The organism is Robertmurraya kyonggiensis (assembly GCF_005116465.1).
Taxonomy (GTDB): Bacteria; Bacillota; Bacilli; order Bacillales; family Cytobacillaceae; genus Robertmurraya; species Robertmurraya kyonggiensis.
Window position 1 is genome coordinate 611,401 of record NZ_SWBM01000001.1, and the last position, 25,010, is coordinate 636,410.

Consider the following 25,010-nt stretch of genomic DNA (forward strand, 5'->3'; position numbering starts at 1 on the left):
TGATTTTTAGTGGAAATCAACAAGCCTTTTCTTATGAAGGCTGTTTTCGTAAAGATTGTTTTTTTCTATCGAAAAAACCCTGTTGTTAAAATCCTACTGCCGTTGGCCGCTGGCTATCAGCCGATTTTAACGTAGAAGTAGAGAATTAGTGCATCGTAGCGATGTTTGCAAGCTCTTTTCTCATTTATGTAAAATTAATTATTATTAGAGATACAGTTTAATTCATTGATTTTTTGTTCCAAAAGCAACAAAGTTTGAGAAAAGAGCCTATATGAAAAAAAGAAAACCCTGCAGAGACTTCTGCAGGGTCCTTCCAACTCCTTTATAAGGAAAGAAGGCAAAGGGAGAGGAGAAACCGGAGGAAGAACTTATGGGGAAACGTAAGTCTTCTCCGCGGTTGGCAACAACATCCTCGAATAGATGTTGTTAATAACATTATTTCCATAAAAGAATTGGTTATACATTATTAGGATCATTTTTTACTCTTTCTTTTTAACAATAAGTATTGTTGGCATGCTCATCTCACGATCAAATGGGCGTTGGCTTTCTTTATTGGCACTTTCTTGTAATTATGTTAGGATGGTAAGGAAAGTTTACAATTTGATACGGGTGATTAATTTCCATGAGAGTAGTTTCTGGTAAATATAAAGGAAAAACATTGAAGGCTGTGCCTGGCAACTCAACTAGACCAACAACAGATAAAGTAAAAGAAGCCCTCTTTAATATTATTGGACCATACTTTGATGGTGGACTGTGCTTAGATTTATTTGCTGGAAGTGGTGGTCTGGGAATCGAGGCCTTAAGCCGCGGAGTGGACAAGGTGCTGTTCATTGACCGAGATGGTAAAGCAATTCAAACGATTCACGAAAATTTAAGGCAATGTCAGGCAGAAGAACAGGCCGAGGTGTATCGAAATGATGCCAATCGAGCTTTAAAGGCCATAATGAAAAGAGAACTGATTTTTGATTACATATTTCTTGACCCGCCATATGCGAAGCAGCAGCTAAAAGAGATTATAGAAGTGATTGATCAGAACGGACTGTTGAGTGAGGAAGGACTTATTGTAACTGAGCATAGTACAGATGTGAAGATGCCACCCACGATACAAGGGTTAACTCAAATCAAACAGGAAACATATGGTATTATTACGATTTCAATTTATGCAAAAAACGGTCCGATGGAAGAATCAATGAATGGTTACACTAAGTAAGAGCAAAAGGTCATGTTTTAAAAGGGGGAGCACAGGTGGCAAGCATTGCGGTATGTCCAGGTAGCTTTGATCCGATTACTTATGGACATTTAGACATTATTACAAGGGGAGCAAAAGTATTCGATCAGGTATATGTGTCGATTCTAAATAACTCTTCTAAAAAACCGTTGTTTACGGTAGAGGAACGGGTGGCGCTTATTAAAGAAGTAACAAAAGATATTCCTAATGTTAAAGTTGATTCTTTCCAAGGGTTGCTTGTCGATTATGCCAATAATATTGGAGCAAATGCTATCATTCGCGGTCTTAGAGCGGTATCTGACTTTGAATATGAAATGCAGCTTACATCCATGAATCGATTTTTGAATAATAAAATTGAGACTTTTTATATAATGACAAATAATCAATATTCATTTTTGAGTTCTAGCATTGTAAAAGAGGTCGCGCAATATAGAGGAAATATTTCTGAGCTAGTTCCTCCTAAGGTAGAAGAAGCACTACGATCAAAGTTTGCGAAAAAATAACAAAAACGAGTACTAGTTTGTGAACTAGTGCTCGTTTTTGTTTATCTTGTTGGCATAAATAAGAATATATAACATTAAGGATAAAATCGTTAGAAGCGGTCCTGTATCTTTCATGATTTGCATAATTCCAACCGACTGTTCTTCTAAAAACGCGACAGGAATGGTATTTGTGGTGCCGTTCGTAGTGTTTAATTTTTCGTAAAATGGATTCCATAACAGAAGAGTATATAATCCAGCAAACGCACTGTGAAAAATTCGAGCAATAAAGAATGGTTTGAAGTTGATATCTGTCTGGGCTAGGATACTTGCAACCTGTGCTTGCACACTAAAACCGCTAAACGCTAAGATCATGCTTGCAATAATCGCTTGATACATAAGAGAAGTATCTTGAACCTGACTTGTTAATTTATTTCCTAACGTAATTTCGAATAGACCCGAAATTAATGGGATACTAAATGAATCTGGTATTTGAATAAAACGCAAGAAAACTTCAACGATACTTGCAAAAAATTCGATCATATGCAAATTAGTCAGGAGTTGATTAATGACCGAGAATAAAATGATAAAGCCACCGATCATGAGTAATGTCTGAATAGAAGACATTACGGCATCTCCAAGTAATTTTCCTAGCGGTCTATTATCCTTTATTCTTGTTTGATGGAGTTCACGAAGAGCAGTCCTCAAGGCAAACAATTTCCTGTTTTTTGACTCCTTGGTGCTACTATCGTCACGACCATAAAATCTCATGAAGATGCCAACGGTTAAATTTCCAAGATAATGAGCTAAGGCTAATATGACACCAAGTTTGGGATTGTTGAAAAATCCAACCGATACAGCTCCGAAAATAAATAATGGATTCGAACAGTTTGTAAACGTCACAAGTCTTTCAGCCTCAATTTTCGAAAGCTGCTCTTCTTGCCTTAATCTTGCTGTTAACTTTGCTCCCGCTGGATATCCAGATGCCATCCCCATTGCCCATACGAATCCTCCTACTCCAGGAACACGGAATAGCGGTCTCATTAAAGGTTCCAACAGTACTCCCACAAATTTCACAACGCCAAAACCGATTAGCATTTCCGAAACGATGAAAAACGGAAGCAAAGAGGGAAAGACGATTTTCCACCACATATCTAATCCTCGAATGGAGGCTCCAACAGATTCCTGTGGAAACGAAATTAAGGAAATGGCTAAGATGGTAACGGAAGTAGCGAGAATGATGGTTTTTAGTTTGGATTTTACCACTCAAGAATCCTCCCTCAAAGATTTGCTTGCAGATGCTTAAAGTGCAACTTTTCAGAAACAATGCTAAAATAGAAATAAATTCAAGTAGAAAATGTGATAAATTACTTTATCAAAATAACAGTACTCGCGGTCTTGTCCTCATATAAATCAATATACTCATAGAAAAATAAAATAGACCATTTGAATCGATAAAAAGTGGGGGAGCGTAATGCAAGAACGAAAGCTGAAGCAATTAATTCCTGAAGCTTAAAAAGGAGGCGTCGCTTTTGCATCATCCTAAAATTGGTCTTGCCTTAGGCTCTGGAGGAGCGCGTGGATTTGCTCATCTTGGTGTTTTAAAAACATTATTGGATGCTGGGATTCCTATTGATTTAATCGCTGGGAGTAGCATGGGGGCAATGGTTGGTTGTTTCTATGGGGCTGGGCTTGATATTGAAAGATTGTATAATTTATCTCGTGTATTTAAGAGAAAATACTATTTAGATTTTACAATTCCAAAAATGGGCTTCATCGCGGGAAATCGTGTTAAAGACCTAATTCGAATTTTTACACATGGAAGAAATCTTGAACAGTTGGATATTCCTGTCCATGTTGTTGCAACCGATTTAATGACAGGGGATAAAATTGTTTTTAAGGATGGTCCGATTGCAGATGCAGTTCGTGCGAGTATCTCGATACCGGGAATCTTTGTGCCTGAGAAGTATGAGGGAAAACTTTTAGTTGATGGTGGGGTAATCGACCGGGTTCCTGTTTCTGTTGTAAAAGAAATGGGGGCGGATCTTATTATTGCTGTAGATGTTTCCCGTGTGAAGCGTAACGCAGAAATCTCCTCTATTTACGATGTTATCATGCAAAGCTTGGATATTATGCAGATGGAACTTGCCGCAAATCGGGAATTTGCATCTGACTTTATGGTAACGCCACCAGTTGAAATGTATAGTTCAAGGGCATTTACACAGATTGATGAAATCATTGCTATTGGAGAAGAGGAAACAAAAAAACATATCGATACGATTAAAGGGTTAATTGAGCAGTGGAAGGAGCAACACTAGATGAACAAGCGTTTTTATTTTCGATTTTTTTTCATATTACTGGTCTTATTTCTATTTTTCGCAACATTTTATAGTTTGCCTTATTACGTATCGAAGCCAGGTATGGCGAAAGAGTTGGAACCGATTATTGAGGTTGAAAATGGGTATGAAGAAGAAGGGAACTTTATGCTCACAACGATTCGTATGGGAAAAGCAAATATATATTCTTACTTGATGGCTAAAGTAAGCGATTATCAAGAAATTTATCCTTTAGAGGCTGTTAGAGCGGAAGAGGAAACAGAAGAGGAATATAATGTACGACAACTGCATCTTATGGCTACATCCAAGCTTGCAGCCATTGAAGTAGCTTATAAAAAAGCTGGAATTCCGATTGATTACAAATTTAATGGTGTCTATGTTTTAAATGTAGTTGAGGGAATGCCAGCGGATGGCAAACTTAAAGCAGGAGATCATATTTTTAAAATTGATGGAAATGAGTTTAAGTCCTCAGAAGAATTTATCAATTATGTAAGTGATAAATCAGCGGGTGATGAAATTACTTTGTCTTACTTGCGTGATGATAAAGAAGGAGAGGCAGTTATTAAGGTAGAGCCATTTCCAGATGACAAAACCCATGTTGGTGTCGGAATAGGTTTAGTTGATGATAAGGAATTGATCGTCGACCCAAGTGTTGAAATAAATTCAGAAGAAATTGGTGGTCCTTCAGCTGGATTTATGTTCTCACTCGAAATTTATAATCAGCTTGTAGAAGAGGATTTAACTAGGGGTTATCAGATTGCAGGAACTGGAACAATGGAAGCGGCTGGAGTTATTGGTCGAATCGGTGGGATTGAGCAAAAAATTGTAGCTGCCGATAAAGCGGGCGCAGAAATTTTCTTTGCGCCAAACGAAGAGGGAGCGGCGGATTCCAACTATAAGGCTGCTGTAAAAACAGCAAAAGATATTGGAACGAAAATGAAAATTGTTCCGGTTGATACATTTGATGAAGCAATCGATTATTTAGAAAATCTAGAACCAAAAAAGAAATAGATTAACAAAGAGGAAAGGCGTTTATAAAATGCCTTTCCTCTTGTTGTTTGGATTCTAAAGTCTGTTTGATATATGTCTTTTCTCAAACTTTGTTACTTTTGAAACAAAAATCAACGGCTTAATCTGTATTTTCAACGATAATTAGTCTAAAATCATTGAGAAAAGAGCTTGCAAATACAAATTAGAAACACTATTTGGCTATTTCTACGTTAAAATCGGCTGATAGCCAGCGGCCAACGGCATTAGGATTTTAACAACAATTTTTACGAAAATTACCTTGTTATATAAATGGGTGGTTGTTTGTATTCCATCTCTAACAAAGCTTGCTGCATCTCTTTAGATGCTCCCAGGGCATATATTCTTGATGCACGCACGTCAAGGGTAATATCATCTTGTTGAAAGGATGATAATTTTGATACAAGAGGAAGCGGTACTTGGCCCTTCCATTTATTTAAATACAATCTCCCTGTATCGTTCATCGCAAGTAGGCGAATATAAGAAGGGTTCGACATTCTTTGTCTCATCTCAGCAGTGGATGTGTTAGTTAAAATATGAGTGCACATTCTTTGGAGTTTTGTCCAGGTATATCTTTTGGTTTTCATACGAGTCATAAAGTCATAAAAAGAATTAGCTTCGAGGGCAGCTGTAATCACTCGATTTTCTAATCCTTCATCCACTTCATAAATATTTTTAAGTTCTTCGGTTGATGCTTGTAGAATACGAAAACGTAAATAGGTCCAATAATTTTCCCATTGATGAAATTGGTGATAATTCCTAGAGTATTCATGTAAGAGGGTAGCAGTTGTTTTTGGAACATAGGGTTCTATTTCTTCAAGTGTCCCACTTTGCGCGAACATAGCTTTACGAATACTTGTAGCGCTGGCTATAGTTGCAGATGTGAAATCCTCATCGTGGTAGTTCGCGTTCGTTCTTGAGACTGTTAAGGCTTCCATATCGAGATTCAAATCTTTTATTGCTTTCACATATTGGAAACCCAGTATATTATTTGGCTTTGAAAGGTCAACGATTGATTCAGGTGGTTGAAGCTCCAAAAAGGCTCGAGAAAGGGCTGTTGGATAACTTACCCCTTGATCAATATGAAATTTTATTTTATGATCATATTCTTGTTTATTCGATTCAAGAAAGTCGAGAGTTGCCCAAAAATCATCAATTTTGCCAGATTCACTGCCAAAGCATACGCTATCACAACCAATCGCTCCTAAGAGTGAAATTGCTCCAAAGGCGAAGGTGTCTGCTTTTTGTGTGGCAAACTGGTATGGAAGCTCGATTACTAGGTCAACGCCGGCCAAAACAGCCATTTGGGCACGTACCCACTTTGGTAAGAGAGCAGGTTCCCCTCTTTGGAGAAACTGACCACTCATTACGGCGATAACGACATCGGCCTGTGATTTTTTTCTAGTTTCTTCTAGGTGAAAAGCGTGTCCATTATGGAAAGGGTTATACTCAACGACTACACCGACAGCTTTCATTGCACTACTCCTTATTTCATTTTGAATGTAAAAAAATAATATACTTCTATAGAGAAAAATTTTTTAGTTTGAAATCTTTGTTGGTTTTCTAATTGAATCTTTATATATTGTGAAATCGAGTTCGATTATGTATTATGTATTGATTAAAGTATCTTAGTAATGACTACATTATAGTGTAAAGAAAAAATATTGACAAATAATTATAGGAAAGCTATAATAACCTTTGTTGCCTTGGGGTGATTCGTATGAAATGGACATTAAGTCAGTTACAAAAATATCGAAGCAAGGATTATCCTATTGATGAAGTTGTGAACCTTGATGAGATAAAGGAAATCGACCCGAACATACGGGAGGTATCCCCTATCCATATTACAGGTCGAGCTGATATTGACTCATCAAAAGTTACGTTTCATCTTAAAATAGAAGGACATTTAGTCCTCCCTTGTTCTCGTACATTAGTTGACGTGAATTATCCAATTGATGTAGAAACAACTGAAACTTTCCTCTTAAAAGGTTTGGATTATGAAACCGAAGAGGAAGTTCATCAAGTTAAAGGAGAAGTAATTGACCTTGAACCGGTCTTACAAGAAATCCTTTTACTAGAAGTACCAATACAAGTTTTTGCTGACGAAGGTTCAAGCGAGAAAGGGGCTCCACAATCAGGTAATGATTGGGAAGTCATTTTTGAGCAAAAGAAAGACAAGATTGACCCGCGTTTAGCAGGACTTGCAAAACTACTTGATCAAAATGATCCTTCTTCTCATTCATAGTAATGGAAGAAACAAGAGACAGTTGGAGACCTAGTCTTCATGACTTTCTTAATTCTCTTTAAGGAGGTGGGAATAATGGCTGTACCTTTTAGAAGAACTTCTAAAACTGCGAAAAGAAAACGTCGTACTCATTTTAAGCTACAGGTACCAGGTATGGTAGAATGCCCAAACTGTGGTGAGATGAAACTTGCTCACCGTGTATGTAAAGCTTGTGGAACATACAAAGGAAAAGAAGTTGTAAACGACTAATATTGACTTTAAGATAAAAAGCACAGGAATTCATTCCTGTGCTTTTGTCGTTATATAGAATTAAAGGTAGGGTAGCTTATGGACTCATACAAAATGGAAGAGCGGGAAAATGGTGTCCTGCTGTTTACAATAACAAGAGAAGAAAAACGTAATGCAGTCAATTATGAAGTGATGGAAGGTTTGGAGAAAGCGATTCGATTAGCGCATGAACCCAATATTAGGGCCTTGGTGATTACGGGTACTGGAGAGAAAGCTTTTTGCTCAGGTGGCGATTTATCGGTATTTCATGAATTAAGAACTGAGGAACAAGCCTATCAAATGCTTTCAAAAATGGGAGAGAACTTATTTAATCTGGCGATGCTTCCGAAGCCGTCCATTGCACTTATTAATGGTATAGCAGTTGGTGGAGGTTGTGAGATTGCTGCGGCATGTGACTTCAGAATTGCTCGAAAAGGAATTAGTGCTGGATTTATCCAGGGAAATCTAGCTATAACAACAGGTTGGGGTGGTGGCACTCTCTTATTGGAACGATTGCCTGTATCTAATGGAATGAAGATGCTTGTTGAAGCGAGAAAGTATACGGTGGATGAGCTAATAGAGTTAGGTTTTATTCAGTACATATATGAAGGAGCCCCATCAGAAGGCTTACGTGCGGCAATGGAGACAACCTTTCTATTAGAAGGTGACGTACTAGGAGCTTACAAAGAAATGCTGATTCAAAAATGGGAAATGTCCAAGTTGAAAGAAAGAATAGAAAATGAAATTCGCAACTGTGCAATTTTGTGGGCAAGCGAAGCGCATCATAAGCAAGTGGAAAAATTTCTAGGAAATTAAATATATTTCACTCAGAGAAATAAGTTTTATCAGTCTATCTCTTCTAGTAGATGCATATGTATGAATAAATACAAATAAACTAGGAGGGATTTTCTTATGCCCACAAACCGTCAAGATGCCTGGTCTAACGATGAAGATTTACTACTTGCTGAAGTAGTTTTAAGGCATATCCGCGAAGGGGGAACCCAACTTCAAGCCTTTGAAGAAGTGGGGAAGCAGTTATCAAGAACGGCGGCAGCGTGTGGATTCCGTTGGAATTCTTATGTTCGCAAGCAATATAAATCAGGAATTGAGCTTGCAAAAAAACAGCGTAAGGAACAAAGAAAGCAAGCGCAAGGTACTGTTGAAGAAAAATTAGTACCGGAAGAAATTACCTCTTCTGTAACCCAGAATGAAGAGAAGGTTACAACGATTGATTTTGATGATTTAGTCAGTTTCCTAAAGGTGCTCTATCAAAAATTGGAAAATACAGATGGGCAATCTGAAAAAATACATGAATTAGAACAGAAGGTATATACTTTATCGGCTGAGAAAGAAAAGCTGTTGAATGAATTGCAGACGATAGAACAAGATTATAAGGCTCTAATAGAAATAATGGAAAGAGCAAGAAAAATGGTTGTCTTGCAGGAAGAAGATCGCCAGCAGAAGGTTAAATTCCAGATGGATAAGAATGGAAACTTAGAACGAATTGAAAAATAGCCAAATTAAAAAGCGGACATTGAGTCCGCTTTTTTAGATGGTTTCAGGGAACCAAAAAAGTGGGTTTTCTCCTCTGTCTCTTGCCATATCATATTGGACAGAAGTGAAGCCCATTTTCTCCCAAAATTCCTTAGATCTCATTCGTGCATTTGTTCGGATAGGTAAGTTCTTTCCTTTAGCATAATCGACTAGTGCTGTGCCGTAGCCTTTTCCTTGATAATCAGGCAACACTTCGAGTTTCCAAAGTTCTAAGAAATCATGAGGCGGTTCAAAATAATGATTAAATTTTGCATCTACTTTATACAAGCTCATTCTTGCCACTAAAGTATCTCCAAAATATATCCCGTAAAAAGGAGATTCGCTATCATTGTCAATGATGTTTGCTTCTAGATCCTCAAGCATGGAAAGCTCCTGCAAGCCATATTCCTTGAATCTTTTAAACTCCTCTAATGTCTTGTAGTTTACTTTTAATTTCTCTACTTTGAAGTCCATGTGCATCCCCCTCAGTCCTACTTGGTCGTGACTCCCTTTTAATTATATATTCATTATATAATAAAAATACAGAAAATACTTACAAAAGAAAAGGAGATTTGCTTTTTCTTAGTGAAATTGCCTCTATTAATCGGACAAAATTTAAGCTCTTTGATAAAATAGGATTATTACTATAGTCCGATTGTGTGAAATTATAATTTTTTGAGGCGATATTATGAAAATTGCAGTTATCGGTGGCGGCTCCATTGGTCTATTATTTTCTTATTGTTTACATAAGCATCATGAGGTTACTTTGTATGTAAGGAATCCTTTGCAAAGAGAAAGAATTGCGTCTGAAGGAGTTGTTCTTCAAAGTAAACAAAAGACTAGGAAAGCAGATGTCCAGGTAAGACTTATTTCTGAATGGGGCAATCAAGATGAGGAACTCTCCATCATTTGTGTGAAGCAATATCAGCTAGAAGGACTTTTAAGAAATGCTAGTCTTCCTACTAATCATCCATATTTATTTCTTCAAAATGGAATGGCGCATTTAAAATGGGTCGACCGATTTAATTTAACTGTTGTAATGGTTGGGACTGTAGAGCACGGAGCATATCGAGTGAATGAGAACACTGTCGCCCATACTGGCGTTGGCAGAACTAATATTGCTTTTTATAAAGGAAAAAATGACGAACTCATTCACTCCTTTGTAAAACCAATGTCTGAAACCTTTCCGGTTCAAATAGAAGACGATTATAAACTTATGCTACAAAAAAAGTTGGTTGTAAATGCGCTGATTAATCCATTAACAGCTGTGTTGAAGGTAAACAACGGTCGCCTTCTTGAAAACGTGCATTATTTTCATATTTTCAATGAGTTGTTTAACGAAATAAAAGAGATTTTGGAGCTAGAAGAGGAACAAGTATATTACGAAAATACTCTTAATGTGTGTCGAAATACAAGTCAAAATCGCTCATCGATGTTAAAGGATATCGAGGAAGGACGACAGACGGAAATTGACGCGATCTTAGGGTATTTAATAGAGGAAGCAGAGAAACGAAATAGTAAAGCGCCACTCGTAACCACTCTGTTTCACATAATTAAAGGGCGTGAAATAGAGAGGGGAGGAAAATAAGTTGTCAGAGATTTTTTCAAATATAGCAGCAATATTTGTAACAATTCCAATTCTAGGTTATGTTCTCATCTTTGTGATTAGTAAGCAAATTACAAAGCATCACCGCCGTTCCGTTCGATACGCATTGGATGGCAGCACAGTGTTGTTTATCATATCGGTACATTTCTTAATTATGACCATTTGGGAGAAGTCTTTTCTATGGCTGATTATCTTATTGATTCTTTTGATTGGCGTAGCCATCGTATTTCTTCATTGGAAGATTAAACAGGAAATTGATTATAATCGGGTTTTTCGTGGGTTTTGGAGATTTAATTTTCTAATGTTTTTCTCCGCCTACATCATTTTAATCATCATTGGGATTGTTCAAGGTGTTTCAAATGCAGTTTCTTAGTAAGGACGAGCATCTCTGAAAAATTGCATAAGCAAAGATTTTTTATTTATGGGGCTGGGATGCTATACTCATACGTAGAAACTGTCGCTTAGAAAGGAAGTACATAAATGGAGATTGTCAATCTCACTCTCCCAACTATCAATAAGTTTGCTAATAACTATTACAATGGGAACGAAGAAATACAGCAGTATTTCCACTATAACTATCAAAATCCAAGCCATTACCAGGAGCGCTTGGCTGAATTAGCGAATCGCTCTTTTATGAGGGATGAACTTGTAGAGCATATTTCTGCTTTTATGAAGCCTTTTCCTTCATCAGTTAAAGTTCAGGAGTCTCTTGAAAAATTAAGAAATAAGGATTCGGTTGTTGTCATTGGCGGACAGCAGGCGGGTATTTTAACGGGGCCATTATATTCTATACATAAAGTCATTTCTATTATTGCTTTTGCGAAGAAAAAGGAACAAGAGCTTTCCGTCCCTGTGGTTCCTGTATTCTGGATTGCTGGAGAAGATCACGATTATGCTGAGGTAAATCATGTATTCGTGAAAAAACAAAATCAATTAGAAAAAATGGTTTTTCCGCATAAAGTTTTAGACAAGAGAATGGTTACAGATTGTAAGTTAGACAAGGAGCTTTGTAAATCGTGGATCGAGGAAATCGTTGAAACATTCGGTGAAACTGATTTTACAAATGAGTTGCTAACTTTCACTGACAAGGCGCTTGCTCATTCAGATAACTTTGTTGATTTCTTTTCTTATCTTGTCATGGAAATGTTTAAAGAATATGGGATACTCCTTGTTGATTCTGGAAATAGGCAGTTTCGTAAATTGGAAAAAGAAATTTTGATTGAACAGATAAACAAGGCAGTTCAAATCACTTCTACTGTAGAAGAGCAGCAGACGAGACTTACGGAAAAAGGTTATCAAAATACGATTGAGATTTCTTCCCAAGCCGCAAATCTCTTCTACTATGATGAAGAACATTATGAAAGAATTTTATTAGAATTTAATCCTGAAACGAGTACTTTTTCAGGTAAAGATGGAAGTATTTCTTTTGCAAAAGACGAACTTTTATTAATGGCAAGAGAATACCCTGAAAAGCTAAGCAATAACGTTGTCACCAGACCTTTAATGCAGGAAACATTATTTCCAACTTTGGCTTTTATCGCTGGCCCAGGTGAAATTGCGTATTGGTCAGAATTGAAAACAGCTTTTGAATTGTTTGAAATGAAAATGCCACCGATTGTGCCGCGGATTAACATCACACTTTTAGAAAGAGATGTTGATTCAGACTTGGCAGAATTAAAATTGGACTTACAAAATGTTTTAGAAAAAGGTGTAGGTACAGAAAAGAAAGCATTTCTTGATTCAGTAAAAGATAAACGTTTTGATTCGTTATTTGCTGAAACAAAACAACAGCTAATGGCCAATTATCAGCTTATTAAAGAGCAAACCGAGAAGGAATACAAAGGTTTAATGAGGTTAGTTGAGAAAAACGAATCGATTCTATTAGCGCAAATTGCCTTTATGGAAGGAAAATTTGAGGATGCCCTTCATCTAAAACATGAGGTTGTCTTAAACAAATATGAACGGGTTGAGTGTTCATTGCGACCATCTGGTGGACCACAGGAACGAACTTGGAATATCTATTATTTCTTAAACAAATATGGTTTAGGATTTGTAGAAAAACTTACCAATCTGCCATATGAATTCGATGGAAAACATAAAGTGGTGAAAATATAACCCAAGAAAGGCTTTATCTTCGGATAAAGTCTTTTTTTATTGCTCTGATTCATGATTAGAAATTGTAGTGCCAGTTACCCATTTTTCAAGGAAGTGGAGAATTTTTTAAAATTTAGTGGAGGAAAGTGGGGTATTGTGGTACATTTAGGTTAGAGAGTGGGGGTAGTGGGTATGTTTATGGGTGAATACCATCATAATGTTGATACGAAGGGTCGCTTAATCGTGCCTGCAAAGTTCCGTGAGCATCTTGGCGAAACGTTTGTTTTGACACGTGGTCTGGATCAATGTTTGTTCGGATACCCACAATCTGAATGGGCTGTTATTGAAGAAAAGCTCAAAGGTCTACCCCTAACTAAAAAAGATGCCCGTGCTTTTACTCGATTTTTCTTTTCAGGTGCAACCGAGTGTGAAGTTGATAAACAAGGAAGAATCAATATTCCTACTCCACTCATGCAATATGGAAAGCTTGAGAAAGAATGTGTAGTTTTAGGTGTATCCAATCGAATTGAGATATGGAGCAAGGAACTTTGGGAAGACTATTTTGTAGAATCTGAAGAATCTTTTGCTGAAATTGCGGAAAATATGATCGGGTTTGATATTTAAGTTTCGAAAGGTGGACAACCATGTTTGAACATACAACAGTGCTATTACATGAAACAGTAGAAGGTTTAAACATTAAACCAGATGGAATTTACGTTGATTGTACGATGGGAGGAGCAGGACATTCCTCACTCATATTATCGAAGCTATCTTCTAAAGGTAGACTTTTCGCATTTGATCAGGACGAAATAGCGATCGCGAATGCCAAAGAAAAACTTGCTCTATATGGCGATCGGATTACAATGATTAAAAGTAATTTTCTTCATTTAAAAGAAGAACTTGCAGCGCATGGTGTTGAAAAAGTCGATGGGATTCTCTATGACTTAGGTGTTTCTTCACCTCAGTTAGATACTCCAGAACGCGGTTTTAGTTATCATCATGACGCACCTTTGGATATGAGAATGGACCAAGATGCTCCACTTTCTGCATATGACGTTGTAAATTCGTGGAGTTTTGGAGATTTGTTAAGAATTTTCCATAGATATGGGGAAGAGAAGTTTTCAAAACAAATCGCACGAAAAATTGAAGCGGCAAGAGAAAACGAACCAATTGAAACGACTGGTGAATTGGTAGAAATTATTAAGGATGCGATTCCAGCACCTGCGCGAAGAAAAGGTGGTCACCCGGCGAAGCGAATTTTCCAGGCGATCCGAATTGCGGTGAATGATGAGCTAGGCGTATTTGAAAAATCACTTCAACAAGCAATTGACCTACTGGCTCCAGGCGGAAGAATTAGTGTCATTACGTTTCATTCATTAGAGGATAGGATTTGTAAGGTTACATTTAAGAAGGCAAGTGAGACACCTGATTTGCCACATGGATTACCTATTATTCCTGATGAATACAAACCAATTTTAAAATTGATAACAAGAAAGCCGATCATTCCTTCAGACACTGAACTAGAGGAAAACAATCGTGCTCGTTCAGCTAAATTAAGAATTGCAGAAAAGCTTTAGAATATAGAATTTATTTAATTGAATTCCAAGGAGGGAAAAGAATGGGAAATTTAGCAAGGAAGCTACAGCAGGAGCAAGAACAAAGACAAATACAAAAACAAGTACAATCGCCTGAAATTGGAAAGAAAAATCGATTTGGTCTATCTCCAGGAGAGAAAATTTTAGGAGTGGCCTTTTGTGCGGCACTTTGTTTTGGTGCAACTCATATTATTTCGAATCAGGCTGATATATATGAAATAAATAAGGATATTCAAGAAACGTCTGCTATGATACAATCTCAAAAGAAGGTAAATGCTGACCTCGGTATGCAGGTAGAGGAACTCAGCACTTATGAGAGAATTTGGGCAAAGGCGAAAGCGCTTGGTTTGAAGCTTAATGAAAATAATGTCAAGGTTGTGCAAGATCAATGATAAGAAAACAGCCAAATATGAATGTTGGAGCAGCGCTATTATTTGTAATTTTTTGCCTGCTCTTTTTTGTCTTAATTTTTCGGTTCGTATCAATCCAAGTGACTGGAGAAGCTGCTGGACAGCCACTCGCAGCTAAGGCGCAGAAAAATTACAATAAAAAGGGAATTCTTGAAGCAAAACGTGGAACCATTTACGACCGTAATGGGGAAGTGATTGCAGAGGATACTTCTTCGTATACAATTGTGGCTATTTTAGATAAAAAAATGAAGCCGAATTATGTTGCAGATAAAGAAAAAACAGCTGCTCAGCTTGCGAAGTATATTGATTTGTCAGAGTCTGAGATTTATAGAATTCTATCTAAGAAGGATCTTTTCCAAGTGGAATTTGGACGTGCTGGAAAAGATATATCTCTACAAACAAAGCAGGAGATTGAGGAGTTAGAGCTGCCGGGGATTACCTTTGTGCGTGAATCCAAGCGTTTTTATCCAAATGGTGTTTTTTCTTCCCACTTAATCGGTTATGTGGATTACGAGGATGGAGAAACGAATCCGGTAGGACAATTAGGAATTGAAAAGTCATTAAACGATATTTTGACAGGGAAAAATGGCTCTATCCAATATGAAAGTGATTTATGGGGGTATCTATTACCAAACAGTGAAGAGAAGATCGTGCCTGCACAAAATGGTAATGATGTCTATTTAACACTAGATAAGAAGATTCAAACCTTTTTAGAGGATGCTTTAAACCAGGCGCAAGAACAATATAGTCCGCAGAAAATGGTGGCGATCGTCGCTGATCCTGCTACTGGTGAAATATTGGCGATGGGGCAAAGACCTACATTCCATCCAAAAACAAGAGAGGGTATCACGGATACTTGGTTAAATGAAGCGGTAGAGGTTTCGTTCGAACCGGGTTCTACAATGAAGGTGTTTACACTTGCAGCTGCCCTTGAAGAAAATGTTTTAAATCTCAATGAAACCTATCAATCGGGTTCCTATAAGGTAACTAAGAATTCACAAACGATTCGTGACCATAACAAAGTAGGATGGGGTCCTATCACTTATTTAGAAGGGATCCAACGCTCCTCAAACGTTGCGATTGCAAAAATCGTAAATGAAAAGTTAGGTTTTGATACTTATAGAGAATATTTGACGAAATTTGGATTTGAGGACCCAACAGGAATCGAAATTCCAAATGAAACAGGTGGGAAAATCGTTTACGAATATCCTATCAATAAAATTACGACAGGATATGGACAAGGTACGGCGATTACAGCCATTCAACAAATTCAAGCGGCAACAGCCATTGCCGGAAATGGAACGATGTTAAAACCTCATATCATTGAGAAAATCAAGGATCCAAACACAAACCAGATTGTTGAGGAAGCAAAGCCAGAGGTGGCGGGAAAACCAATTTCTGAAGATACCGCGAAAAAAGTTCGTGAAGTTTTAGAAACGGTTATTAGCTCTCCAAAGGGAACAGGTTATGAAAAATATAATATTGAGGGCTATGAGGTAGCTGGTAAAACTGGGACAGCGAATTTTACTGAGAATGGAAAGTATGTACATGGAGCTAGTGATTACGTATTTTCATTCTTAGGAATGGCGCCGGCGGATAACCCACAACTCATCGTATATGTAGCTGTTCAGAAACCAGATATTGAAGTATCTTCTGATGGTTCTAAGCCGGTGTCTATGATTTTTAAACAGGTTATGAAAAATAGTCTTCAATATTTGAGCATTCAGCCTTCGGAATTAGAAGCTTCGAAAACCATAGAAATTCCTGATGTAAAAGGAAAAAGTGTTGAACAAGCGGTAGGGAATCTCAATGGTTTAGGTGTCAATCCGGTTGTAATAGGAAAAGGAACAAAAATTGTGAAACAACTACCGGAAAAAGGACAAGCTTTGCTTGAAGGGGAAAAGGTTGTTGTTTTGACAGATGGAGAAATTACCTTGCCCGATATGAGTGGCTGGTCTCTAAGAGATGTGATGAAAGTAGCCAATTTAGCCAAACTTGAGTTAAATGTCTCTGGAAGTGGATATGTGACCAAACAGAACCTACCAGCAAATGCACCTTTGAAGGATGGAGACTATTTGGTTGTCCATTTACAAAAGCCAGATCAAGTTGTTGAAGAAGAAGTTGAGAAAGAAGTAACAAAGGGTGGATAATCCTGAATTTAGAAAAGGTACCGAGAAAACATTCGGTACCTTTTTAAGTGTATCTAATTCCTGAACGTACCCAATTGGTGCGTTCTATTTATATTTGTACAAGCATATATTGGAACGAGCCATATAGTAGGGAGGTTCGTTCGAATGCGGGTTTCGAATGTGACGGTTAGAAAAAGATTAATCATCGCTTTATTTTTTGGATTCTTGATTTTCTTTATTATTGATGTGAGGCTTGGCTATGTGCAATTTTACTTAGGGGATTGGCTGACGGATGGAGCGGAAAACTTATGGAGCCGTAAAATACCATTTGAGCCTGAACGTGGTGAAATTGTAGATCGAAATGGAGTGGAGTTGGCAACCAATATGAGTGCGCCAACCGTATATGTCTTTCCGAGGCAAATAAAGGATCCAGCAGGAACGGCTGAAAAATTAGCTGCTGTATTGAACGCCTCAAAGGAAGATATTTATAAGAAGATCACCGAAAAATCATTAAATGTAAGAATCCCTCAGGGAAGAAAAATTTCCAACGAAAAGGCGGCTGAGGTAAGAAATCTTGACTTACCTGGCGTTTATATAGGGGAGGATTCGAAGAGATATTATCCGTTTGGAGATTATTTGTCTCATGTTCTAGGATTTACTGGAGTTGATAACCAAGGTTTAATGGGACTTGAGCTCTATTATGACAAACAATTAAAAGGGGAACAGGGCTCTGTTGAGTTTTACGCAGATGCGAAGCAAAATCGAATGAACGATAAAGCGGATGACTATGAGGCGCCTGTTGATGGACTTGATTTAAAATTAACAATTGACTCTAAGGTACAAACAATTATTGAAAGAGAATTAGATATTGCTCAAGCAACGTATAATCCAGATGGTTTGATCGCCATTGCAATGGACCCAAACACTGGAGAAGTCCTGGCGATGTCAAGTAGACCAGGATTTGATCCAACGAACTACCAGAACGTTGCTCCGGAAGTATACAATCGAAATTTACCGGTATGGAGCACTTACGAACCGGGGTCAACTTTCAAAATCATTACCTTAGCTGCTGCCCTTGAAGAAGGGAAGGTTAATTTACAATCTGACCATTTTCACGATTCTGGTTCGGTTAAGGTTAATGGCTCTACACTTCATTGCTGGAAGCGTGGGGGGCATGGGAGTCAAACCTTTTTAGAAGTGGTACAAAATTCTTGTAACCCTGGCTTTGTAGAGCTTGGACAAAGACTAGGAAAAGAGAAATTGTTCAAATATATTAAAGACTTTGGTTTTGGAGAAAAAACGGGGATTGATTTGCAAGGTGAAGGTACGGGAATTCTCTTTAATTTAGACAATGTTGGACCTGTTGAATTGGCAACAACAGCTTTTGGACAAGGGGTTTCAGTTACGCCTATTCAGCAAGTAACAGCTTTGTCTGCGGCGATTAATGGTGGGACATTGTATACTCCGTATATTGCAAAAGAGCTTGTAGACCCGATTACAGGGGATGTGATCATGAAGAACTCTCCTACAGCTAAAAGAAAGGTGATTTCTGAAGAAACTTCGAAAGAAATAAGATATGCCCTTGAAACTGTAGTTGCTCAAGGTACTGGTGCCAAAGCGTTTGTGGAAGGCTATCGTGTTGGAGGTAAAACGGGTACAGCGCAAAAAGTAAAAAATGGAAAGTATATGGAGAATAACCATATTGTTTCCTTTATTGGGTTTGCTCCAGCAGATGACCCTCAGTTGGTCGTTTATGTGGCTGTAGACAATCCGAAGGGCACTGTTCAATTTGGAGGTAGAGTAGCAGCACCTATTGTTGGGGAAATCATGGGAGATAGCTTGAGAGCTATGGGAGTTCCACCTCGTAGGGATCAAATTGAAAAGACGAAAAAGGAATGGACAGACCCTGTCTTGATTGAAGTGCCTAATGTCGTAGGGATGACAAAAACAGAAATAAGTGAGCTATTTGTCAACTTCAAAATAGATGCAAGTGGAGAGGGGAAAACTGTCGTCAAGCAAACACCAGAATCAGGAATTAAGCTTAAAGAAGGTTCTACGATTCGACTCTACTTCGATGATGTGGAAAACAAAGAGGAATAAAGAGGGCGGGGCTGAAATATACGCCCGCTCTCTTTTTATGCTAATAAAAATAGTCCAAGCCGATTTCAAAATACACTAAAATTCCGCAAAATACAGAATTATTTCGTTCGTTTAACGACTTCGTGATATACATTGTGAAATCTACCTTGATCATGTAAAATAAAAGGCGTCAGTTTTTTGAGAGGATATGATCGATTTGAAATTACATACATTGCTAAGTCAACTTCCCTTTATCGATTATAAAGCTTACGATAATCCAGAGATCGTCTCGATCGAAAATGATAATCGTAAAGTCGTCCAGGGAAGCTTATTTGTTTGTATAAAAGGATTAACAGTAGATGCGCATGATTTTGCAGAATCTGCTGTAAATAATGGTGCGGTCGCTGTTTTAGCTGAAAGACCTTTAGACTTAACAGTTCCAGTTATCGTCGTAGAGAGTACGAGAAGAGCGTTAGCTGTACTTTCTGATGCATTTTACGGTCAACCTAGTCATAAACTTCATATGATTGGAATTACGGGAACCAATGGGAAAACAACAACAAGCCACATTATTGAAAAAATATTAGCGGATGTTGGCAAGCAAACTGGCTTAATTGGTACCATGTATACAAAAATCGGTACCAAACAATTTGAAACGAAAAATACAACTCCAGAAAGCCTCACCCTACAAAAGACCTTTCACCAAATGGTGAAGGAAGGGGTTGAAGCAACGGTGATGGAGGTTTCCTCCCACGCATTAGTGGAAGGTCGAGTTCATGGTACGGATTTTAATGTTGCTGTGTTCACGAACTTAACGCAAGATCATTTGGACTATCATAAAACAATGGATGAATACCAAAGAGCTAAAAGCCTATTATTTGCTCAACTAGGCAATACATATGATATGGCTAAACCAAAATTTGCAGTGCTAAATATGGATGATGAAGCGAGCAAGATGTACATCGAATCTACAAGTGCCCATGTAATTACATACGGGATTGACAATAGCGCTAACCTTCATGCTAAAAATATTCAAATGACAGCGAATGGGACTGAATTCGAATTAGAAAGTCCTTTTGGACTCCATAAAGTATCGATGCAGCTTGTTGGCAAATTTAGTGTCTATAATGTACTTGCGAGCTTAGGTGCAGCGTTAGCGTCAGGCATACCGCTCGAAAGTGCCATTGCTTCCATCGAAAATGTTTCAGGAGTAGCTGGACGATTTGAACTTGTCCAAGCGGGGCAGGATTTCTCAGTTATCGTGGATTATTCACATACACCCGATAGCTTAGAAAATGCGATAACTACAATCCAACAGTTTGCAAAAGGGAACATTATCGTTGTGGTTGGATGTGGTGGTGACCGAGATAAAACGAAGCGTCCACTGATGGCGCAAATTGCTTGCAAATATAGTAATAGACCAATTTTCACTTCAGATAATCCAAGGAGCGAAGACCCTGTACAAATTTTAAATGATATGGAAGCAGGGGTTCATGGTCAGCCTTATGAAGTCATTGTTGACCGCAAAGAAGCAATCTATCACGCTGTTCAGCACGCAAAAACAAATGATGTTATCTTAATCGCTGGAAAAGGTCATGAAACCTATCAGTTAATTGGCGATAAAAGCTATGATTTTGATGATCGATTGGTTGTAAAAGAGGCGATAAAGGGGAGATAGTATGTATCTAACGTATGAAGATGTATCTCTGTTATTTCCAGAAGTGGCCGGAATTAAGGATGTGAACGTAGATTTTCTAACCGTTTCCTTTTCGGCAACAGCACAGCAGCCAAAGGGGCTTTTCATACCTTTGAATAACTCATCAGGTGAACTAAAGCTTGCTATCGCAAATGGTGCAATTGCAGCTATTTGGAAAAAAGGAATGGAGATACCTACATACACTCCTAATCATTTTCCAATTCTTTTTACGGAAAATTTGCTTCAGGCAGTCAAGAAAATATTATTATTGTATAAAGATAAAATGAAAGCTAGTAAGAAAGAAAATATGACAGATTTTCTTTTTTTAGACGAAAAACTTCTGAATGATTTCTATGATACATATGATAGTGCTGTAATAGAAACAATTTTGAACGAAATGTTGCAGAAGTTTCGAGAGGAGAAGGAATAAATAATGCTCGAGCAAGTTATAATTTTTACCATATTATTAGGATTTTTGATTTCAGTCATTCTTTCTCCTATTTTTATTCCTTTCTTAAGAAGGTTGAAATTTGGACAAAGCATTCGTGATGAAGGACCGAAATCTCACCAGAAAAAACAAGGGACACCAACGATGGGCGGAATTGTTATTCTTCTTTCTATTGTGGTGACGACGTTTATCATGATCGGAAAATATGCAGAGCCTACTATCCATACGTATTTGTTAATATTCGTAACGTTTGGATTCGGACTATTAGGATTCTTAGATGATTTTATCAAAGTCGTCATGAAACGAAATCTAGGGTTAACATCCATACAAAAATTAATCGGACAAATTATTGTCTCAGTGATTTTCTTTTTAATCCTACAACATTATGAGTTTTCTACAGTGATTTCCATTCCGTTGACAGATCTTTCTTTTGACCTAGGATGGGGTTACGTTCTATTTATCATATTCTGGTTAGTTGGATTTTCTAACGCAGTTAACTTGACTGATGGACTTGATGGTTTAGTGTCAGGAACAGCAGCGATTGCGTTTGGTGCGTTTGCTGTTTTAGCCTGGAGCCTCTCTCAATTAGAGATTGCCGTATTCTCAGTCGCAGTTGTTGGAGCTGTATTAGGTTTCTTAGTCTTTAATGCACATCCAGCTAAAGTGTTCATGGGGGACACGGGCTCACTTGCTTTAGGTGGTGCAATTGCTACGGTTGCTATTTTACTTAAGCTTGAAATTATCCTCATCATTATTGGTGGAGTCTTTGTAATTGAGACATTATCCGTTATCTTACAGGTTATTTCATTTAAAACAACAGGCAAACGAATTTTTCGAATGAGTCCACTTCACCACCATTATGAACTGATTGGTTGGTCAGAATGGCGTGTAGTAGTTACGTTTTGGACAGTTGGCTTAATTTTCGCTGTGCTTGGAATTTATATCGAGGTGTGGATGTAATTGAAACAGGTCAAGAAATATCATCATAAAAAGGTATTAGTATTAGGTTTAGCAAAAAGCGGGGTCAGTGCAGCCTCGCTTTTACATAAATTAGGGGCATTTGTGACGGTTAATGATCAAAAGCCGTTATCAGAGAATCCTGAGGCGCAAGGTCTGCTTGAGCAAGGGATTACAGTGATTTGTGGTGAACATCCGATTGAATTAATGGATGAAGGATTTGAATTAATTGTTAAGAATCCTGGTATCCCATATCATAACCCGATGATCGAAAGAGCACTCGAACTAGAAATTCCGATTATTACAGAAGTGGAGCTGGCTTATTTAGTATCTGAAGCACCATTTATCGGGATTACTGGAACGAACGGGAAAACAACAACGACAACTCTTGTTTATGAAATGTTAGAAGAAGGAAAGAAGGCGCCTTTAATTGCGGGGAATATTGGGACAGTAGCTTCTGGAGTTGCTCAAGAAGCAACTACTGATAATACGATTGTCATTGAATTATCGTCCTTTCAGTTAATGGGAATTGAAAGCTTCAAGCCTCGCATTGCAATCTTAACGAATCTGTATGAGGCTCATATCGATTACCATGGTAATTTAAATGAATATTGGAAAGCAAAAGCAAACATTACGATAAATCAAACGGAAAGTGAGTATTTCATCGTGAATGCTGACCAAGAACAAGTCATGGAGGTTGCAAAACAATCTCATGCACGTATCATTCCATTCTCTACAAAGAAAGTTGTAGAAAATGGAGCATATGTAATGGACGATGCGATTTGGTTCATGAATGAAAAAATTATGGATGTGAAGGATATTGTCCTTCCAGGTGCTCATAATCAAGAAAATATTTTATCCGCAGTGGCAGCAGCAAAATTGTCTGGTGTAGATAAGGATGCGATTTTCCGTGTGTTAAACACATTCAAAGGTGTAAAACACCGTCTTCAATATATTGCGGATGTAGAAGGTAGAAAATTTTATAATGATTCTAAGGCGACCAATATTTTGGCTACTTCGAAGGCGTTGGATGCTTTCAAGGAACCAGTTGTGTTATTAGCTGGAGGATTAGATCGTGGGAATGAATTCGATGAGTTAATCCCTTCTTTCGAACAAGTTAAAGCGGTTGTCACTTTTGGGCAAACTGCCGAAAAAATTGAGCGGGTTGCACGTGAGGCGGGAATAAAAACAATTCAGCGTGTCGATAATGTTGAAAAAGCCGTACCTGTTGCCTTTAATCTGTCTAGCCCTGGAGATGTAGTGTTATTATCACCTGCATGTGCAAGCTGGGATCAGTATAAAACTTTTGAGGTTAGGGGAGACATTTTTACCGAAGCGGTGCATAAGCTTAAGTAAGGGCTTGTCCAGATGTTTGTATATAAACATCCAGCCCTCTAAACTTGCATTCGAGGTGTGTTAAATTGCCGACTAAACGATCGACTCCTGACTTTATCTTATTAATAGTAACTTTTACATTGCTTGCACTAGGACTCATTATGGTCTATAGTGCAAGTGCTGTTTGGGCAGATTATAAATTTCAGGACTCCTTCTATTTTGCGAAAAGACAAATGCTTTTTGCGGGAGTAGGGGTCGTTGCGATGTTATTTGTCATGAATATTGATTATTGGACATGGAGAAAATTCGCCAAGGTCATTATGATTATTTGCTTTGTTCTATTAATTGTTGTACTTATTCCTGGAATTGGTACTGAAAGAAATGGTTCTAGAAGCTGGATTGGTGTAGGGGCATTCTCGATACAACCATCAGAATTTATGAAGTTGGCCATGATTGCATTCCTGTCTAAGTATTTATCAGAGAATCAAAAGAATATTACGTCGTTAAGAAAAGGATTATTTCCTTCGTTAGGATTAGTATTCTTGGCATTCGGAATGATTATGCTGCAGCCTGATTTAGGAACAGGAACGGTTATGGTTGGAACCTGTATTGTCATGATTTTCGTGTCAGGTGCAAGAATCCTCCACTTTGTTGGACTTGGTGTAATAGGACTCCTAGGGTTTGTGGCGCTGGTTGTTTCAGCTCCTTATCGAATTCAACGGATTACATCATTCTTGGACCCCTGGTCAGACGCACAGGGGAGTGGGTTTCAAATCATTCAATCGTTATATGCGATTGGGCCAGGTGGATTATTTGGACTTGGTTTAGGGCAAAGTAGGCAAAAGTTTTTCTATTTGCCGGAGCCCCAAACTGACTTTATTTTTGCGATATTAGCAGAGGAACTAGGCTTCATCGGGGGATCATTTATTCTTCTTTTGTTCGCTTTACTATTGTGGAGAGGAATACGAATTGCCTTAGGTGCTCCTGATCTCTTCGGAAGTTTTTTAGCTGTCGGAATTATTGCGATGATTGCGATACAAGTGATGATTAATATCGGAGTTGTGACAGGGCTTATGCCAGTCACGGGGATTACACTCCCGTTTCTAAGCTATGGAGGGTCGTCATTAACATTGATGCTTCTAGCGATTGGAGTCCTACTTAATATTAGTCGTCATTCGAGATACTAATGTTAGCCCTGTAATTAGGGCTTCTTTTTTGTTTTGGCTGTTTTTTCTAGGATCTGATAATGTTCATTGTTGATTTATTGCTCTTCGACAGGAAGGAGTCCCCACTTAACCGGAGCAATTCCGTTTATATTGAGAAATTAATGGATATTGGGTGAAATAGGCGGAGACTCTCCGCTAAATGACCTTAAAAGCCTTAAAATCATGAAAAATGTATAGCTTAAACGGAAAAATTCCGCTTATCTATAGGGAAAAAGGTGAATTTCTAGATTTAGCAGGAATTTTTCCTATTATTTTTTTATGCAATAAATTCATCACCCACATTATTATAAAAACTTGTTTTAACAAATGTAAAAGCGGTTG

At 37.9% G+C, this 25,010-nt stretch carries 24 protein-coding genes; 21 read left to right on the top strand and 3 right to left on the bottom strand.

From position 1 onward, the window contains the following. Positions 1-622 precede the first annotated feature (622 nt). Both rsmD and coaD read left to right on the top strand, forming a co-directional pair. Complete coding sequence (rsmD, locus tag FA727_RS03070; RefSeq protein ID WP_136829257.1) at positions 623-1,210, top strand: 16S rRNA (guanine(966)-N(2))-methyltransferase RsmD; 588 nt, start codon at positions 623-625, stop codon at positions 1,208-1,210. 35 nt (positions 1,211-1,245) lie between these two features. Further along, positions 1,246-1,731: a pantetheine-phosphate adenylyltransferase gene (gene coaD, locus FA727_RS03075; RefSeq protein ID WP_136829258.1), complete on the top strand. Its 486-nt coding sequence runs from the start codon at positions 1,246-1,248 to the stop codon at positions 1,729-1,731. Positions 1,732-1,755: 24 nt separating this feature from the next. On the opposite strand, the gene ylbJ is transcribed toward coaD, so the two are convergent. After that, on the bottom strand, positions 1,756-2,973 hold the full coding sequence (ylbJ, locus tag FA727_RS03080; protein WP_136829259.1) for a sporulation integral membrane protein YlbJ: 1,218 nt from the start codon (positions 2,971-2,973) through the stop codon (positions 1,756-1,758). Positions 2,974-3,239: 266 nt separating this feature from the next. Here ylbJ and FA727_RS03085 point away from each other — a divergent pair, with 266 nt between their 5' ends. Next, complete coding sequence (locus tag FA727_RS03085) at positions 3,240-4,025, top strand: patatin-like phospholipase family protein (RefSeq protein WP_136829260.1); 786 nt, start codon at positions 3,240-3,242, stop codon at positions 4,023-4,025. Continuing rightward, the gene (locus tag FA727_RS03090; RefSeq protein WP_136829261.1) at positions 4,026-5,054 is read left to right on the top strand and encodes a SepM family pheromone-processing serine protease; all 1,029 of its coding nucleotides are present in this window, start codon (positions 4,026-4,028) and stop codon (positions 5,052-5,054) included. Positions 5,055-5,326: 272 nt separating this feature from the next. On the opposite strand, the gene FA727_RS03095 is transcribed toward FA727_RS03090, so the two are convergent. After that, positions 5,327-6,544, bottom strand: coding sequence for a nucleotidyltransferase (locus tag FA727_RS03095; protein ID WP_136829262.1), 1,218 nt, complete (start codon positions 6,542-6,544; stop codon positions 5,327-5,329). A gap of 245 nt (positions 6,545-6,789) precedes the next feature. Between FA727_RS03095 and FA727_RS03100 the strand changes: the two genes are divergently transcribed. The 4 genes from FA727_RS03100 to FA727_RS03115 all read left to right on the top strand — a co-directional run bounded on the left by FA727_RS03100 (position 6,790) and on the right by FA727_RS03115 (position 9,096). Next, positions 6,790-7,314: a YceD family protein gene (locus FA727_RS03100; protein ID WP_136829263.1), complete on the top strand. Its 525-nt coding sequence runs from the start codon at positions 6,790-6,792 to the stop codon at positions 7,312-7,314. A gap of 75 nt (positions 7,315-7,389) precedes the next feature. Then, on the top strand, positions 7,390-7,563 hold the full coding sequence (gene rpmF / locus FA727_RS03105; RefSeq protein WP_009791160.1) for a 50S ribosomal protein L32: 174 nt from the start codon (positions 7,390-7,392) through the stop codon (positions 7,561-7,563). Between the two features lie 78 nt (positions 7,564-7,641). Continuing rightward, positions 7,642-8,397 (top strand): enoyl-CoA hydratase/isomerase family protein, encoded by a 756-nt coding sequence (locus FA727_RS03110; protein WP_136829264.1) that lies wholly within the window; start codon positions 7,642-7,644, stop codon positions 8,395-8,397. Positions 8,398-8,493: 96 nt separating this feature from the next. Continuing rightward, positions 8,494-9,096 carry an RsfA family transcriptional regulator gene (locus FA727_RS03115; RefSeq protein WP_136829265.1) on the top strand — a complete coding sequence of 201 codons (603 nt, stop codon included), beginning with the start codon at positions 8,494-8,496 and terminating at the stop codon, positions 9,094-9,096. Positions 9,097-9,129: 33 nt separating this feature from the next. Here the strand turns inward: FA727_RS03115 and FA727_RS03120 are convergent, their stop codons facing one another. After that, positions 9,130-9,588 (bottom strand): N-acetyltransferase, encoded by a 459-nt coding sequence (locus FA727_RS03120; protein ID WP_136829266.1) that lies wholly within the window; start codon positions 9,586-9,588, stop codon positions 9,130-9,132. Between the two features lie 214 nt (positions 9,589-9,802). On the opposite strand from FA727_RS03120, the gene FA727_RS03125 reads away from it, so the two are divergent. The 13 genes from FA727_RS03125 (at position 9,803) to spoVE (ending at position 24,650) form a co-directional block, all read left to right on the top strand. Continuing rightward, positions 9,803-10,702 (top strand): 2-dehydropantoate 2-reductase, encoded by a 900-nt coding sequence (locus FA727_RS03125; protein WP_136829267.1) that lies wholly within the window; start codon positions 9,803-9,805, stop codon positions 10,700-10,702. A gap of 1 nt (position 10,703) precedes the next feature. Continuing rightward, positions 10,704-11,093 (top strand): DUF3397 domain-containing protein, encoded by a 390-nt coding sequence (locus FA727_RS03130; RefSeq protein ID WP_136829268.1) that lies wholly within the window; start codon positions 10,704-10,706, stop codon positions 11,091-11,093. A 107-nt stretch (positions 11,094-11,200) separates the two neighbouring features. After that, positions 11,201-12,835 (top strand): bacillithiol biosynthesis cysteine-adding enzyme BshC, encoded by a 1,635-nt coding sequence (bshC, locus tag FA727_RS03135; protein ID WP_136829269.1) that lies wholly within the window; start codon positions 11,201-11,203, stop codon positions 12,833-12,835. Positions 12,836-13,006: 171 nt separating this feature from the next. Then, complete coding sequence (gene mraZ, locus FA727_RS03140; RefSeq protein ID WP_136829270.1) at positions 13,007-13,438, top strand: division/cell wall cluster transcriptional repressor MraZ; 432 nt, start codon at positions 13,007-13,009, stop codon at positions 13,436-13,438. 20 nt (positions 13,439-13,458) lie between these two features. Beyond that, a complete protein-coding gene (gene rsmH, locus FA727_RS03145; protein ID WP_136829271.1) occupies positions 13,459-14,391 on the top strand; it encodes a 16S rRNA (cytosine(1402)-N(4))-methyltransferase RsmH in 933 nt (310 codons plus the stop codon). A 41-nt stretch (positions 14,392-14,432) separates the two neighbouring features. Further along, positions 14,433-14,801: a cell division protein FtsL gene (gene ftsL, locus FA727_RS03150; RefSeq protein WP_136829272.1), complete on the top strand. Its 369-nt coding sequence runs from the start codon at positions 14,433-14,435 to the stop codon at positions 14,799-14,801. Continuing rightward, complete coding sequence (locus tag FA727_RS03155; protein WP_136829273.1) at positions 14,798-16,969, top strand: penicillin-binding protein; 2,172 nt, start codon at positions 14,798-14,800, stop codon at positions 16,967-16,969. The genes ftsL and FA727_RS03155 overlap by 4 nt, the downstream gene beginning before the upstream one ends. A 144-nt stretch (positions 16,970-17,113) precedes the next feature. Next, the gene (locus FA727_RS03160; protein WP_136829274.1) at positions 17,114-19,048 is read left to right on the top strand and encodes a stage V sporulation protein D; all 1,935 of its coding nucleotides are present in this window, start codon (positions 17,114-17,116) and stop codon (positions 19,046-19,048) included. Between the two features lie 196 nt (positions 19,049-19,244). Next, the gene (locus FA727_RS03165) at positions 19,245-20,705 is read left to right on the top strand and encodes a UDP-N-acetylmuramoyl-L-alanyl-D-glutamate--2,6-diaminopimelate ligase (protein ID WP_136829275.1); all 1,461 of its coding nucleotides are present in this window, start codon (positions 19,245-19,247) and stop codon (positions 20,703-20,705) included. Position 20,706: 1 nt separating this feature from the next. Continuing rightward, a complete protein-coding gene (locus FA727_RS03170; RefSeq protein WP_136829276.1) occupies positions 20,707-21,153 on the top strand; it encodes a hypothetical protein in 447 nt (148 codons plus the stop codon). Positions 21,154-21,156: 3 nt separating this feature from the next. Beyond that, a complete protein-coding gene (mraY, locus tag FA727_RS03175; protein WP_136829277.1) occupies positions 21,157-22,131 on the top strand; it encodes a phospho-N-acetylmuramoyl-pentapeptide-transferase in 975 nt (324 codons plus the stop codon). Then, complete coding sequence (gene murD / locus FA727_RS03180) at positions 22,132-23,484, top strand: UDP-N-acetylmuramoyl-L-alanine--D-glutamate ligase (protein WP_136829278.1); 1,353 nt, start codon at positions 22,132-22,134, stop codon at positions 23,482-23,484. It abuts the gene before it with no gap. A 65-nt stretch (positions 23,485-23,549) separates the two neighbouring features. Then, on the top strand, positions 23,550-24,650 hold the full coding sequence (spoVE, locus tag FA727_RS03185; protein ID WP_136829279.1) for a stage V sporulation protein E: 1,101 nt from the start codon (positions 23,550-23,552) through the stop codon (positions 24,648-24,650). Positions 24,651-25,010 lie beyond the last annotated feature (360 nt).

Bases quoted from the DNA above. Each gene is read 5' to 3' on its own strand.
- FA727_RS03160 (WP_136829274.1), top strand. From the start codon at position 17,114: ATGCGGGTTTCGAATGTGACGGTTAGAAAAAGATTAATCATCGCTTTA.
- mraZ (WP_136829270.1), top strand. From the start codon at position 13,007: ATGTTTATGGGTGAATACCATCATAATGTTGATACGAAGGGTCGCTTA.
- FA727_RS03120 (WP_136829266.1), bottom strand. From the start codon at position 9,588: ATGGACTTCAAAGTAGAGAAATTAAAAGTAAACTACAAGACATTAGAG.
- FA727_RS03115 (WP_136829265.1), top strand. From the start codon at position 8,494: ATGCCCACAAACCGTCAAGATGCCTGGTCTAACGATGAAGATTTACTA.
- FA727_RS03170 (WP_136829276.1), top strand. From the start codon at position 20,707: ATGTATCTAACGTATGAAGATGTATCTCTGTTATTTCCAGAAGTGGCC.
- FA727_RS03125 (WP_136829267.1), top strand. From the start codon at position 9,803: ATGAAAATTGCAGTTATCGGTGGCGGCTCCATTGGTCTATTATTTTCT.
- rsmD (WP_136829257.1), top strand. From the start codon at position 623: ATGAGAGTAGTTTCTGGTAAATATAAAGGAAAAACATTGAAGGCTGTG.
- FA727_RS03090 (WP_136829261.1), top strand. From the start codon at position 4,026: ATGAACAAGCGTTTTTATTTTCGATTTTTTTTCATATTACTGGTCTTA.
- FA727_RS03110 (WP_136829264.1), top strand. From the start codon at position 7,642: ATGGACTCATACAAAATGGAAGAGCGGGAAAATGGTGTCCTGCTGTTT.
- rpmF (WP_009791160.1), top strand. From the start codon at position 7,390: ATGGCTGTACCTTTTAGAAGAACTTCTAAAACTGCGAAAAGAAAACGT.
- FA727_RS03100 (WP_136829263.1), top strand. From the start codon at position 6,790: ATGAAATGGACATTAAGTCAGTTACAAAAATATCGAAGCAAGGATTAT.
- rsmH (WP_136829271.1), top strand. From the start codon at position 13,459: ATGTTTGAACATACAACAGTGCTATTACATGAAACAGTAGAAGGTTTA.
- bshC (WP_136829269.1), top strand. From the start codon at position 11,201: ATGGAGATTGTCAATCTCACTCTCCCAACTATCAATAAGTTTGCTAAT.
- mraY (WP_136829277.1), top strand. From the start codon at position 21,157: ATGCTCGAGCAAGTTATAATTTTTACCATATTATTAGGATTTTTGATT.
- FA727_RS03155 (WP_136829273.1), top strand. From the start codon at position 14,798: ATGATAAGAAAACAGCCAAATATGAATGTTGGAGCAGCGCTATTATTT.
- ftsL (WP_136829272.1), top strand. From the start codon at position 14,433: ATGGGAAATTTAGCAAGGAAGCTACAGCAGGAGCAAGAACAAAGACAA.
- FA727_RS03095 (WP_136829262.1), bottom strand. From the start codon at position 6,544: ATGAAAGCTGTCGGTGTAGTCGTTGAGTATAACCCTTTCCATAATGGA.